Raw genomic sequence first — 13,782 nt, 5'->3', positions numbered from 1 at the left:
ATTTAAATAAAACCTTTTTTATATAAGCGTTTTTTATTTTGCGTTTTGTTTTTCTTGTAAATCTTGTTTAAAGAACGAGCTGAAAATAGTTTGCATATTGGGGAACGAAGAGTCTTCCCAGTATTTTGTACCGTAATTGCTGGCGTTACGGTTGTACTTTACTTCTGGAGTGTTGTCTTTGTCTCCGTAATCCAATTCTGTAGGGTAAAAGTTTTTGTAAGAAATAACTTCATTAAAATTGGGTTCGCTTTTATGTTTAAGTTTTATAAAAGTAATGTCGTTGTACTCAGTAAAATCTCTTAGTAATTTTTTAGAATCTTTTTCAAAAGATAGATTCAGTATAGATCTGATGTCATAAAATCTATATCCTAAGAAAGTAAGTTCTTTTTCTCGTAATGCTTCTCCTGTTATTTCAATCTCGTCTTTGAAATTCGTTTTAAGTTCTTTAATTTTTAAGTTCTTGCTTTTATAGTCTTCATAATTACCCACATTCTTCATTTTTGGTAACTCTAGGAAAGAATTATAATCCCAAGATCCGGTTTCTTTTTTCTCATTTTTGGCATTTTCTAGTCGAAAAATTCGATATTGTTCTACATGAATGTCTTTTACTTTTCTTGTTTTATTGTCAAAAACATAAGTAGCAATGCCATCTACATAGCAATTCAGCATATTGTTTACTGTTACATAAGCGTTAAAATTACCTTTGATGAAAAGGAATTTAGCAGGCTTGGTTTTTTTGATGACAACGGGCTCTATTTCTCTTACTCTGTCATTTAGTTTTACAAATTCCTTATTAATTTCTGCGTAAGAAAGTTCGGCTAAAATAGAATTTTCATAAATCAATTTAAATTTTTCTTGATCTGGTTTCAAAGCAGATTTTTCTATTTTACCATCAATATCAGTGTATCCCAAAATATTGCCGTCTTTAGCAAAAACTGAAATCTTTGGAAGTGGATGATTTGTTGTTTCAGATATAAAAGTAATGGTTTGTGAGTACCAAAAATTGAAGAAGAAAAGAAATAAAAGAGTAGGTTTGATTTTAGAATTCATAGTTATTAGTTATTTTTTGTAGTTATATAAAGATTTAAAATTTATTTAAAACCTAATGTATAATCAGTCTTTGTTTGAAAGGTTTTGTTACGTAAAATAAATCTGAAAAAGGCTTCTTATTTTTTAATCGAGATTTTTTTCTGCTCATTGATTTTCTTAAATTGTCATCAACTGAAGTTGATAAGATTATTTTTTTACCTTTTGTACTTTTTTGTTCGTAATACTTTTTAATGTAAAATAATGAAGTTCCAGAAAATTTTAATTCGATAAATACTTCTTATGATAACTGAGTTGATGGAGAATGTAATTACGATAAATATCAATCTCATTTTTTTGGAAAGCTGGATGCGGTAATCATTAGTTATTATTTTTAATACAAATTCATGTATTTAGTTTGTAAGATACAAGCAGTGGAAATATATACTCACAAGGGAAATAATCTAATAAAATAATGGTAAAATTTACGATTAAACCAAAAAAAAGACTAATCTCAGATTAGTCTTTTTAATAATATGTTTTTAAACGAAGCCTTAAAAAGGATATTCGTAAATCTCCGATTCGTGTAAGAAAGGGTTTCCTGTAGGAATCAATTTAAGTTTTGCCAGCGCTGAAAGCACAACAAACATAAATAGACCAACTACAAATAGTACCGCTCCTGCTACCAATAAAATCATTTCAGGTGTTTTCCAGAAAGGACCTACTGTGCCCGGCATTACCATATTGAAATAATCCAAAAGGTGACCAAAAATAACTATGCAAGCCATTATTGTTACTACTTTATAATTTCTTTTAATGCTACTGCTTACTAAAACCAATAAAGGTAATACAAAGTTTATTACAAGCATTGGCAAGAAAGTAACACCGTAGTGCTGGAATCTTCCGAAGAAATAATTTACTTCTTCTGGAATATTTGCGTACCAATAGAGCATGAATTGTGCAAACCAAGTGTACGTCCATAGCATACTTGTAGCAAAAAGGAAAACGCCTAAATCATGCAAATGATTATCATTAAACTGAGGTAAGAAACCATTCTTTTTTAAATAAACACTCAATAAAATAATTACTGCGATTCCACTAGAAAGGCAACTAACCATAGAGTACCAAATGTACATTGTAGAATACCAGTGAGGGTCAATAGACATCAACCAATCCCAAGCCCAAGATGCAGATGCAAAACCAAAGAATGCAATATATCCTACTGCCCATCTGTAAAGGTATTGATACTCAACCAAAGATTTTGTATCATCTACTTTTTTAGATTGAGACTTAAGTTTCCAAGCAAAGAAAGACGCACCAATTACATAAATGAATGTTCTTACTGCATAGAAAGGAATATTTAAGAATATTCTTTTTTCAAATAAAATAACATCAAAATGTGCTGAGTTAGGATCTGTCAAATCAGGATCCATCCAATGGAAAAGGTGACCTTGATGAGTAATATTAAGAATCATAATGATAATTAATATCGCACCACCATAAGGAATATAAGAAGCAATAGCTTCCATTACTCTTGTAATAATAATTGGCCATCCTGCGTGAGCTGCGTGTTGGATGCAATAGAAAAACAATACACAAGCACTCACTCCGAAGAAAAATACAGCTACAAAGTGAATAGATGCCAATGGTGAATTATGAATCTGCATTGTAGCGTGCTCTAGATGAGCTTCGTGATCTTGCGGACCAACCATCTGGCTGGAATGCGTAGGTGCATCATGACCTGAAGCGTGTACGGCTTCCATCATTTCATTTATTCTTTCTGTGCTGATCCCTTTATTCATAAAGAAACCCGCTGCAAAAAGAACTAAACCTACAACAAGAATTATTATAGAAGTTGATTTTAATTTTGGTGAAAAACTATACATTTCTTTTCTTATTTTTTAGTTTCAGTAGATTCAGTAGTTGCTGGTGCTGTTGTTGCAGGAGCAGCAACAGGTGCTGGCGCTCCTTTTTTGAAAGCATTCATCACATACATTGCCACTCTCCATCTATCCCCAGGATTTAGTTGTCCTGCGTAAGAGCCCATGGCGTTTCTACCATTTATTAATACATAATGTACAGATCCTACAGTTATCTCTCTATCTGCATAATTTGGTACACCAGAATAAGCACCGCTCTGTACGATTGGTCCTTGCCCATCACCTCCTATACCATGACATGCTGAACAAGTACGCTCAAACAAGAATTTTCCTCTTTCGAGATCTTTAGCAGCATTTGCAGGGTTCAGAGGAGATGTAGTTATTGTTTTAGAAACATCATAACCTGTATTATATTCATCCGGATTTCTTGGAAGCTTACTTTCAGCAAAAACGCCATCTTTATTTTGAGCAACTGAGCCTTCTACTGGAGAAAGACCTGTAGCGCCGTTGTTTTTCACAAAAGCAGGGATTTCATTTTCGCGATCTGTATAAGCATCCTGAGCTTTCATCAAAGGATCATAAGCAACCGGATAATACATGTCTGGAAAATATACTAATGGTGTATTTTCTTTTGGCCCACAAGAATTAAACAATACTACTGAAAGACCTAGAACGGCTGTAATTTTTAAAATATTATTCTTCATCTTAAGCATCTTTTACAGTTATTTCTTCTACACCAGTCTCAATAAGAAGTTGTTTCACGGATTCTACATCATCAGTTAAGAATTCCATAAGGAATTTATCGTCTGTGGTTCTAGGATCTGGGTTTTGCGCGGGAGCACCAGGATACATTTTGTTTCTTACCATAAAGGTTAGCGACATTAAGTGTGCAGAGCAGAAAACCATTAATTCAAACATAGGGTCGATAAAAGCAGGGAAGTTATTTACCCAGCTAAAAGCGGGTTTACCTCCAATGTTTTGTGGCCAGTCATGATTCATGATGTACCAAGTAACCGTAAGCCCAATACTCACTCCATACAAAGCGTATAGGAAAGCGGCATCAGAAATTCTGGTCTTCTTTAAGCCCAAAGCTTTGTCTAGTCCGTGAACAGGAAAAGGTGTATAAACTTCGTTTATTGCAATTCCTTTATCGTTGAATGCTTTAACGCCGTTCATTAAATCGTCGTCATCAGCATAAAGTCCGTATACAATTTTAGTGGTGCTCATCTCCTTCTTTTGCTTTATAAGTTTCACCTGAAATCTTCAAGATCGATTTTAATTCTGCCTGTGCAATTACAGGGAATGTTCTTGCGTACAATAAGAATAATACAGTAAAGAACCCTATTGTTCCCAAATATACACCTACATCAATGATGGTTGGTTTAAACATCGTCCATGAACCAGGTAAGTAGTCTCTAGAAAGGTTGATAACAATAATGTCAAAACGCTCAAACCACATACCGATGTTAATGATTAATGCAATGATAAATGTTGCAATAATATTTGTTCTCACTCTCTTGAACCAGAATAGTGCAGGGATTACAAGGTTACAGATAATCAATGCCCAGAAAGCCCACCAATATGGTCCTACTGCTGCACCTGGGGAAAGATATGTAAAGTCTTCATATCTTGAACCAGAATACCATCCGATGAAATACTCAGTTGCGTAAGCTACTGTTACCATACCTCCTGTTACTACAATTACGATGTTCATAATTTCGATATGATACATTGTGATGTAATCTTCAAGGTGACAAACTTTTCTGGCGATTAACAATAGCGTTTGTACCATTGCAAACCCTGAGAAAATTGCACCTGCAACAAAGTATGGCGGATAGATTGTAGAGTGCCATCCTTTAATTACAGACGTAGCAAAGTCAAAAGATACCGTAGTGTGTACGGAGAATACAAGTGGTGTTGCCAAACCTGCCAATACCAAAGATACTTCTTCAAATCTCTGCCAGTGTTTTGCTTTACCTCCCCATCCGAAAGATAGGATTGTATAGATTTTCTTAGTCCAAGGAGTTTTTGCTCTATCTCTAATCATTGCAAAATCTGGGATTAAACCAATGAACCAGAATACTGTAGATACTGAGAAATACGTAGAAATCGCAAATACATCCCAAAGTAGAGGAGAGTTAAAGTTTGTCCAAAGTGAACCAAACTGGTTTGGTAATGGGAATACCCAATATCCTACCCAAACTCTACCCATGTGAATTACTGGGAAAAGTGCTGCCTGTACAACTGCAAAGATTGTCATAGCCTCCGCAGAACGGTTTACAGACATTCTCCAACGTTGTCTAAATAATAATAATACTGCGGAGATTAAGGTTCCGGCGTGACCGATACCTACCCACCATACGAAGTTGGTAATATCCCAACCCCAGTTAATAGTTCTGTTGAGTCCCCATGATCCAATACCTGTACCAATCGTATATGCAATACAACCAAAACCGTAGATGAAAAGAACTAATGCAGCGTATAGTGTAATCCACCATAGTTTACCTGCTCTTTCTTCGATAGGTCGTGCAATATCTTCAGTGATATCGTGATAAGTCTTGTGACCAATAATTAGAGGTTCCCTTATCGGAGCTTCGTAATGTCCTGACATTTTTTACCTATTTATTATTTAAACGTTATTTTTCTACTCTGTTTCTTACTTTAGTATGATAGAACACATTTGGTTTTGTTCCAATCTCCTCTAGTAAATGATATCTTCTATTGCTAGAATATAATTTTCTAACTTCAGATTCTTTGTCATTCATGTCCCCAAAAGTCAACGATCCTGTTGAACATGCTGCAGCACAAGCAACTGATCCTTTGAATTCTTGATCTGTTACCCTTCTGTTTTCTTTCTTAGCATTTAAGATGGTTGCCTGAGTCTGCTGGATACACAATGAACATTTTTCCATTACCCCTCTCGTTCTCACTACAACATCTGGATTTAACACCATTCTTCCTAAATCATTATTTTGATTGAAGTCGAATTTGTCATTCAAATTATAAGTAAACCAGTTGAATCTTCTTACTTTATAAGGACAGTTGTTTGCACAATATCTTGTACCAATACATCTGTTATAAGCCATGTGGTTTTGCCCTTGCTTACTGTGTGAAGTTGCCGCTACCGGACAAACTGTTTCACAAGGAGCGTGGTTACAGTGCTGGCACATTACAGGCTGGAAAATCACGTCAGGGTTTTCTGCTGGGTTTTCTAAAGATCCTTCTATTCCTAATATTTTGCTTCCGTAAAGCTCAGGAACAGCTTTGTCTTGTGCCAAACCGTCATATACAGTTAAGGTATCTTTCGAAGAATAGTAACGATCAATTCTTAACCAATACATATCCCTAGACATTCTGATCTCTTCTTTACCTACAACTGGTACGTTGTTTTCTGCCTGACAGGCGATGATACAAGCACCACAACCAGTACAAGAATTCAAGTCAACAGATAAGTTAAAGTGAGGTCCGTCTGTGTCGTCATAAGCATCCCACAGGTCAATCTTAGCTGCTGGAAGTGCTCCGCTTATGGTGTGGTATTCCAAAGGTTTGTTCCACCCTTTGTGCTCATCGTCAAAAGGTACATTGATGAAATCTGCTAAAGGAACTTCTCTCGCAATTTCGTAACGACCCATCAATGTATTTTGAAGCTGAACTCCAGCAAATTCGTGGTCTTCTCCAGTTTTTTCGATTTTAACACCTGAAAGTACAAGGTTTGAACCATCAAATAAAGGATAAGCATTTACCCCCGTATCTGCAGTTGCTCCAGAATTTTTCTTACCGTAACCAAGCGCAAGACCTACTGATCCTTCTGCCTGACCTGGCTGTACAAAAACAGGAACATTTTCTATTTTCACTCCGTTTACTGTAAGATTTACAATAGAACCGTCCAATTGCATTCTTGCATTAAGATCGTTATCTATTTCAAACTTCTCAGCATCTTTTGGAGAAATTGTTAAGTAATTATCCCAAGACATTCTTGTAATAGGATCTGGTAATTCTTGCAACCAAGGGTTGTTTGCCTGAGTTCCGTCTCCAATTGAAGTTTTGGTGTATAATACCAATTCTAGATCGGCAGCTTTGAAGTTTCCTAATTCAGCTAATGCTTGACCAGCGTTTCCGCCAGCGTAAGACAGCATTGTTGCATTACTAGATGCTATAAAGCCGTTATATAAAGCCTTATTAAATGATGTGGCTCCTAAAAGAGAGCTTGCATTTGCTTTTAAATAATCGTAGTAGTTGTTAGCAGCATTGTTTTTACCGTTTTTCCAAACCAATAGAGACTCTTCAATCTGTCTTGATTTGAAAATCTTTTGGATAGTAGGCTGCATTAATGTATAAACACCTGTCTGAGGCTCAATATCACCCCAAGACTCCAACCAGTTGGCTACAGGAATTACAGCTTTTGCTGCTTTATACATTTCGTTTTTCTTATCCGCAACAGCAACAATACAAGGTACTTTTGCTAAAGACTTTTTGAAGTCCTGACCTTTGTGGTAAGAATATATAGGGTCTACATTGTTTGAAATTAAAACACCAACTTGTCCGCCATTTACCCATCCTAAAAACTCTTCAAATCTTGCTTTGTCGAATTCTTTAAGGAAGTTTGCTTTACCAGTGAAAGCAACAGATCCTAATTTTTGGTTGATTAAATGAGCTAAAACATGAGCTGCCTTAGAACCATCTGCTAAAACAACAGCTTTATTGCCTTTTGCAAGAAGTTCTTTTACGATCTCATTGGCTGTTTTATCAGCTGAAGAAATTCCGCTAACGATAGCGTTGTAGACTTCCACCAAAGTTTTGTTTACTGCACTAGGCTTCAATCTGTATCTAGAATCGGCGTTGGCGCCGGTTAAAGACATATTAGATTCTACCTGAATGTGTCTCATCATTGTTGCTCCCGGAACTCTTGCTGCTGCATAAGAAGATTCAAGGCTTGAAGCGTTGTAATCTCCTAAGAAATCAGCTTGGAAGGCAATCACCAATTCAGATCCTTTAAGATCATAAACCGGCAATGCTCTTTGACCGAATACTTCCTGAGCTGCATCCAAAGCTGCAGAGTAAGGAACGGCATCATAAGTTACTAATTCAGCTGTAGGATATTTTGCTTTAAATTCAGCAAATAATTTTTTGAATGTAGGTGAAGCGAAAGACTGAGATAAAAGAACAATCTTTTTACCAGCAGACTGGGCTTCATTTAATCCTTTCAAAATGAAATCATCTACTTTATCGAAAGTTTCGTCTTTACCGTCAAGTTTAGGCTGCTTTACTTTGTCGTTATCATAAAGAGAAAGTACACTTGCCTGAGCTCTTGCATTAGTTTTACCTAAATCTCCAGCTGCCGGATTCGGATCAATTTTGATTGGTCTTCCTTCTCTGGTTTTTACTAAAACACTTGCAAAGTCGAAACCGTCAAAATAAGTTGAAGCGTAGTAATTAGGAACCCCAGGAATAATATCGTGTGGTTTCACTACATAAGGAATCGTTTTGATTACCGGAGCTTCACAAGCCGCTAAAGTAACCGCAGCAGTTGAGAAGCCTAATAGTTTTAAGAAATCTCTTCTAGACGTACTTGCATCACTGCTTTCTGCTTTGTCAAGAAAATCTTCTACCGGAATTTCTTCCTGAAACTCTTTAAGAGCGAGCTTTCCATTCAAAGCCGGATCTTTAAGTTCGTGAATACTTCTGAATTGTATTTTATTTGAAGCCATTTATACTTCTAATTTTTTAGTTATTAATAATGACATTTACCGCACTCAAGACCTCCAATAGCATCTACCGTAATCTTACCACCATCCTGAGGATATTGTTTTTTCAACTTGTCGTGTAGATTTTTGAAGTAATCTTTATTATAACCGTTGGTCATATCTATTTCTGTAGTTCTGTGACATTCAATACACCATCCCATCGTGAAATCATTTGCCATTTGTACAACATTCATGGTATCAATTTTACCGTGACATGCTTTACAAACTACATCAATTTTATTGTCAGGATTTTTCTTGTTGAAAGAGTTGATTATTGCTTTCTCACCAGCTACAACGTGTTGAGCGTGATTAAAATAAACAAAATCTGGCATATTATGTATTCTAGTCCATTCTACTGGAGTTGTTTTTCCTGTGTACTGTTGTGTAGCAGGATCCCAACCTGTAGCTGCATAAATCTTTTTAATTTCCTCGTCGTAGAATGCTTTGTCTTTTCCAGGCTCCATGTAATGATCTGCGTTGTATTCAGAAATGGTTCTGTGACAGTTCATACAAACGTTCATTGAAGGTATTTCAGATACTTTACCATATTTAGCACTAGAGTGGCAAAGCTGACAGTCTATTTTCTGCTCACCTGCGTGAATTTTGTGTGAGAAATAGATAGGTTGATCTGGTTTATACCCTTTGTAAACACCAATCCACATTACCCAGTTCCAAACACCGTAAGCAGCAAGGATTGCAAGGATTGCAAGAAGCCCTTTACCCACCATGTGGTATTTTTCATAGATTTCGCTGAATGATTTTACTCTTGATTTACTTAAATCAGATAACTCTTCAGACTGACCTAGTTTAACCAATTGTCTCAATTTTAGTAAAATCCAAACCAAAAGGCCTGCAATTGCTAAAAGAGAAATAATCATAATGCTAGTAACTGTTTTGTCAGCTGCAGGGGTAGAAGCGCTATCGCCAGCTGCTACAGCAGTTGCCTCTTTTTTTGGTTCTTCTACAGGAGGATTAGTTGTATAAGCTAAAATATCGTCAATATCCTTATCAGTAAGATTAGGAAATGCCAACATTTCAGTTTTGTTAAACTTCTCAAAAACTTCATTAGCATACTTGTCGCCTGAAGCTCTTAGTGCTTTGTTGTCTTTAATCCACTTGTGAAGCCAATCTGTATCCAAACCTTGTTCAGTTTTCAGCCTGTCTACCACACCTTTCAAATCAGGACCTATTACCTGTTTTCCCAATGCGTGACACGCTGTACAGTTTGCCTTAAAAAGTTTCTCACCATTTTTAGGATCGCCGTCTTGCCCGTAAATTGAAGCACTTGTTGATAGCAATAAACCTATCGCAATCAGCCCTTTTTTATAATGCTTTCTCCAACTAATCATTTAAATTATCTTATGTTAGTAATTATTGAATTTGTAATCAATCCCGCAAAAATAACAATTTTAAGAAGATTTTAACGACTGCTGTAAAAGGTAAAATGTCATTTTGGTTTAATTTGTAATAGTTCTAAATAACCTTGTTTGCTATGTTTTTTATTATTTATAACTTTGCCAAAACAAGATTTTAAATGAAAAAAATTATCGCAGTGTTTTCTTTACTTGCTTTTTTAGGAGCTAATTCTATTGATGCCCAGCAAGTTGTAAGAAGAGATACTATTTCAGGAACTGAGCTTATTTTATCTATGGATGCTAAGGTAGATGATGCTTTGGGTAATCTCGAAGATCGGTGTGAGAAGACTACTAATGGAAAATCTTTTACAGATTTTGAGCCTGAAGTAAAGAAACCTACCCGAATTTTGGTGCCAAGTCGCGAATTGACGAATGCTGAAGTTTGTCGGAAAAATCCAAGAATATTAGGTTTCAAAATTTTAATTACTACGGTGAAAAGTAATGAAGAGGCTAATGAAGTGAAGGGGTACTTCAGAAAAAGATTTCCAACTCTAAAAGTGGAAACAGATGCTTCGCTTAGGCCTAATTATAAAATTCTTGCTGGAAGCTATTTTAATAAGCAAAGTGCAGCGGCTGACCTTTCTCGTGTAAGAGAGTATTTTAAGTCTGCAATAGCGGTTCAGTACAGGATTTTCTGTGCAGATGCAAAGTAGTAATTTGATGGATTACAAAATAGCAACGCCTGAGTTTTCGGGCGTTTTTTTTGTTAGTAATATCGGGTTACAAAATCATAAAACTCTATCATTCTATAAATATTATTCATGCCTAAATAAACGGTCATAACGATAAAAGAACAAGCTAAAAAAGAGAGCATTTTTGGCATTTTTTTATAAGTTTTAAACAAGTATCCTAAAAGTAGAGGGTAAACAAACACAAAATGACCGCCGTAGATGTAAGAGGTATGAAGCCCAAATCTGAAAACACAGTGGATGAGGATATCTATACCAAACGAAATCATTAGAATTTGAACGAGTTTGTTTTTGAAATTTTTAAAATAAGACCAAAGTACAAATGCAAGTAGTAAAGAAATGAAAAAATAGGGAACAAAAGAGCTGTAAACATCCATGAATAATGCCTTGTAGTAAAATCCTTGCATGTTGTGTTTTTCTCTTATAAAAAAGCTTGGCAAAAGAATATTCCCACCAAGAAAGTAAGAATAAATCATGTCCCAAATTGGAGTAGAATTAACATTTGAAAATTTCTCGTATTGCTCGCCAGATTTTGAAAGGATATTTTCATATTTGAAATTGATCCTATTGAGATATAAAAGCACAAATATAACACAGGGAATTGCAACTTTTAAAGCTGTAAGTCCGAAATTTTTCCAATTTTTAAGCCAATTTTTCTCAAACAAAACAGGGATAAAAATTTTAACAATATTTGTTACAGTAAGTCCACCAACTATTGTAGTACCAAGTATTAAAGAAAGGCCGGAAATTTTGCCGTCTTTTTTTATTTTTTCAGCCGAATAATAATTAAAAGCAGTTAGAAAAAAAAGCGTGTAAGTGTACGTTTCTGGAGTGAAAGACAGTAATATACAAGTTGAAAATAAACTAAAAAATAATACCAAAATGAGATTAATTGCTGTTGGTGTTTGAAGGATGTTTTTTAAATACTTATATACTTGAATGATGCTTAAGCTAACAAGAATATTGCTAATCCAGACAAGAAAAAGTCTGAATTCCATTCCTGTTTTTCCTTTGGTAAAAAGGAAGATAAATTCTCTGATCCAATTGAAAAAATACCACGATAGCGGGTGTCTTTCAAAGCTTCCGCCCGTCATTACAATAGCTTTATTGTCAAAACTAAAATAAGCATCCCAAGGAATTCTACTATCAAAAACAATTTTGTAGTGTTGAGCCAAATAGGTCCCGAAAATCCCGTAAGCAGTAATGAAAAAAAAGAAAATTCCCAACTCCAAGAAAGAGCAAGGGAAAATCATTTTAAAAAAGTATATAAGCTTTGATTTTATAGACATTCACTGAAAATTTTAGCAAAAATAAGGTTTTGCAAAGGTTTTTCGCTAAGTCTTGTTTGTAATAATTCAAAAATTATGAACTGCATGAAAGCATTGAGCAGCCCGCAACGCCTTCAAAACCATTAGGACGTTTAACAGAGAATTCCGGAAAAATTTCTTCATAGGGGTTTTCTAAAGCTTCTAATAATTTTAAAAGTAAATCATTTTTACCGTTATCTAGCTCTTCAATGCATTGATAGAGTAGATAATTTCGCAAAATAAATTTCGGATTTGTTTTCCTCATCATTTCTTTAGAATCGGTTTCAGAAAATATATTTTTAGAAAGTCTTTTCTTGTAATCATCATGGAAATTCCGAAATTTCTCCAATAGAGTTTCATCAATATCTTGGTAAGAAATTTTAGAAATATCATCAATTGAAATTTCTTCGCTGTATATTTTTTCTATTAAATTAAAAAACAAAGTGTAATCTAAAGAAAGTTCCTGCATCATACTTTGCCATTGGGTAAAGAAATCATCATCACCAGATATTAACTGCTCGAATCCGAATTTTCTACTCAACATCTCATCATGTTTTTTCCAGAAGTAGTTGCCAAATTCGTTTAATGTTTTTTCTAAGAACTTTTCATCTTCAATAATTTGAAAAAGCGAATTGGCGAGTTGCCAGAGGTTCCATTGGGCGATCTGACCTTGTTTTCCGAAGGCATATCTTCTTCCGGGTAAATCTGTGGTGTTGGGTGTGAAATTCAAATCATATTCATCCAACATAGAGTAAGGACCGAAGTCGATACTTAAACCTAAAATTGACATATTGTCTGTGTTCATCACACCATGTACAAATCCTACGCGGTACCATTCAACCATTAAATCTGCTGTTTTTTTACAGACTGTTTCAAAAAAATCCTTGTATTTTTGTTCGTCCTCAGATTGTATTTCAGGAAAATAATTTTCAATTGTAAAATCAAGCAGTTTTTTTAATGTTTGCGTTTCTTTCTGAGCCGCAAGAAGTTCAAAATGCCCAAATCTAAGAAAAGTTTCTGCAGATCTTACAACCACGGCACCTTTTTCGTATTGAGGATTTCCGCTGTACATTATGTCGCGCAAAACATTTTCTCCACTCGAAATTAGGCTCAAAGCTCTAGTGGTTGGGATGTTGAGATGAAACATCGCTTCACTCATCAGATATTCTCGAACGGATGATCTCAAAACTGCTCTTCCATCTGCATGTCTTGAATACGGCGTTGCACCTGCACCTTTCCACTGAATTTCAAATTTTTCACCTTTATTATTTTCTATTTCACCTGCATAGATGGCGCGTCCGTCTCCAAGTTGACCTGCCCAGTTTCCAAACTGATGTCCGGCGTAAGCGGTTGCGTAGGTTTTTATATTTTGAGGTAAATCTGTTCCGGCCAAAAATTTTAAATCAGAATCTTCATTATATTTTCCAAGACCAATTTCATCTGAAAGTTTTTGATTGAATATCAATAATTCTGGATGTTCAAAACCCGAAGGTTCAACGGCGGCAAAAAGCATTTTTGGAGTCTGACGTTGCATGGTGTTTCCGGAAAAATCTCCGGGAAAATTTTCTGTGAAAGGTTGTTTTATCTGATTGAGATTCATGGTTCAAAATTAACTAAATTGTTTTAAAAAAGACCTTTCGGGTAATATTTGTAAAAACTTTTTTCTCTCAATATCAATTTTTTTTAAAAAGAAAATAAAACTCCGAAGTCAGGAGACTTTG

At 35.2% G+C, this 13,782-nt stretch carries 10 protein-coding genes; 1 reads left to right on the top strand and 9 read right to left on the bottom strand.

The window, feature by feature from the left end:
• Positions 1-33: 33 nt before the first annotated feature.
• From BW939_RS00425 to BW939_RS00395, 7 genes are all read right to left on the bottom strand, one after another.
• Positions 34-1,050, bottom strand: a complete 1,017-nt coding sequence (locus BW939_RS00425) for a hypothetical protein (RefSeq protein WP_076448723.1) — start codon at positions 1,048-1,050, stop codon at positions 34-36.
• Between the two features lie 530 nt (positions 1,051-1,580).
• Positions 1,581-2,912 carry a quinol:cytochrome C oxidoreductase gene (locus tag BW939_RS00420; protein ID WP_076448721.1) on the bottom strand — a complete coding sequence of 444 codons (1,332 nt, stop codon included), beginning with the start codon at positions 2,910-2,912 and terminating at the stop codon, positions 1,581-1,583.
• An 8-nt stretch (positions 2,913-2,920) separates the two neighbouring features.
• Complete coding sequence (locus tag BW939_RS00415) at positions 2,921-3,619, bottom strand: c-type cytochrome (protein ID WP_076448720.1); 699 nt, start codon at positions 3,617-3,619, stop codon at positions 2,921-2,923.
• Positions 3,612-4,133, bottom strand: a complete 522-nt coding sequence (locus BW939_RS00410; RefSeq protein WP_076448718.1) for a DUF3341 domain-containing protein — start codon at positions 4,131-4,133, stop codon at positions 3,612-3,614. The genes BW939_RS00415 and BW939_RS00410 overlap by 8 nt, the downstream gene beginning before the upstream one ends.
• Positions 4,120-5,517, bottom strand: coding sequence for an NrfD/PsrC family molybdoenzyme membrane anchor subunit (nrfD, locus tag BW939_RS00405; protein ID WP_076448717.1), 1,398 nt, complete (start codon positions 5,515-5,517; stop codon positions 4,120-4,122). The genes BW939_RS00410 and nrfD overlap by 14 nt, the downstream gene beginning before the upstream one ends.
• A 25-nt stretch (positions 5,518-5,542) precedes the next feature.
• Complete coding sequence (locus tag BW939_RS00400) at positions 5,543-8,614, bottom strand: TAT-variant-translocated molybdopterin oxidoreductase (protein ID WP_076448715.1); 3,072 nt, start codon at positions 8,612-8,614, stop codon at positions 5,543-5,545.
• 23 nt (positions 8,615-8,637) lie between these two features.
• The gene (locus BW939_RS00395; protein ID WP_076448712.1) at positions 8,638-9,999 is read right to left on the bottom strand and encodes a c-type cytochrome; all 1,362 of its coding nucleotides are present in this window, start codon (positions 9,997-9,999) and stop codon (positions 8,638-8,640) included.
• Positions 10,000-10,184: 185 nt separating this feature from the next.
• Here BW939_RS00395 and BW939_RS00390 point away from each other — a divergent pair, with 185 nt between their 5' ends.
• Positions 10,185-10,718, top strand: coding sequence for a sporulation protein (locus BW939_RS00390; protein ID WP_076448710.1), 534 nt, complete (start codon positions 10,185-10,187; stop codon positions 10,716-10,718).
• 53 nt (positions 10,719-10,771) lie between these two features.
• On the opposite strand, the gene BW939_RS00385 is transcribed toward BW939_RS00390, so the two are convergent.
• Both BW939_RS00385 and BW939_RS00380 read right to left on the bottom strand, forming a co-directional pair.
• Positions 10,772-12,007, bottom strand: a complete 1,236-nt coding sequence (locus tag BW939_RS00385) for a DUF6080 domain-containing protein (protein WP_228417058.1) — start codon at positions 12,005-12,007, stop codon at positions 10,772-10,774.
• A 109-nt stretch (positions 12,008-12,116) separates the two neighbouring features.
• A complete protein-coding gene (locus BW939_RS00380; RefSeq protein WP_076448707.1) occupies positions 12,117-13,661 on the bottom strand; it encodes a protein adenylyltransferase SelO in 1,545 nt (514 codons plus the stop codon).
• Positions 13,662-13,782 lie beyond the last annotated feature (121 nt).

The sequence above is a fragment of the Chryseobacterium piscicola genome (genome assembly GCF_900156685.1).
GTDB lineage: Bacteria > Bacteroidota > Bacteroidia > Flavobacteriales > Weeksellaceae > Chryseobacterium > Chryseobacterium piscicola.
This window is presented reverse-complemented; position numbering and strand designations above follow the sequence as displayed.

Coding starts and splice junctions, on each gene's coding strand:
- BW939_RS00425 (WP_076448723.1), bottom strand. CDS start 1,050: ATGAATTCTAAAATCAAACCTACTCTTTTATTTCTTTTCTTCTTCAAT.
- BW939_RS00420 (WP_076448721.1), bottom strand. CDS start 2,912: ATGTATAGTTTTTCACCAAAATTAAAATCAACTTCTATAATAATTCTT.
- BW939_RS00415 (WP_076448720.1), bottom strand. CDS start 3,619: ATGCTTAAGATGAAGAATAATATTTTAAAAATTACAGCCGTTCTAGGT.
- BW939_RS00410 (WP_076448718.1), bottom strand. CDS start 4,133: ATGAGCACCACTAAAATTGTATACGGACTTTATGCTGATGACGACGAT.
- nrfD (WP_076448717.1), bottom strand. CDS start 5,517: ATGTCAGGACATTACGAAGCTCCGATAAGGGAACCTCTAATTATTGGT.
- BW939_RS00400 (WP_076448715.1), bottom strand. CDS start 8,614: ATGGCTTCAAATAAAATACAATTCAGAAGTATTCACGAACTTAAAGAT.
- BW939_RS00395 (WP_076448712.1), bottom strand. CDS start 9,999: ATGATTAGTTGGAGAAAGCATTATAAAAAAGGGCTGATTGCGATAGGT.
- BW939_RS00390 (WP_076448710.1), top strand. CDS start 10,185: ATGAAAAAAATTATCGCAGTGTTTTCTTTACTTGCTTTTTTAGGAGCT.
- BW939_RS00385 (WP_228417058.1), bottom strand. CDS start 12,007: ATGATTTTCCCTTGCTCTTTCTTGGAGTTGGGAATTTTCTTTTTTTTC.
- BW939_RS00380 (WP_076448707.1), bottom strand. CDS start 13,661: ATGAATCTCAATCAGATAAAACAACCTTTCACAGAAAATTTTCCCGGA.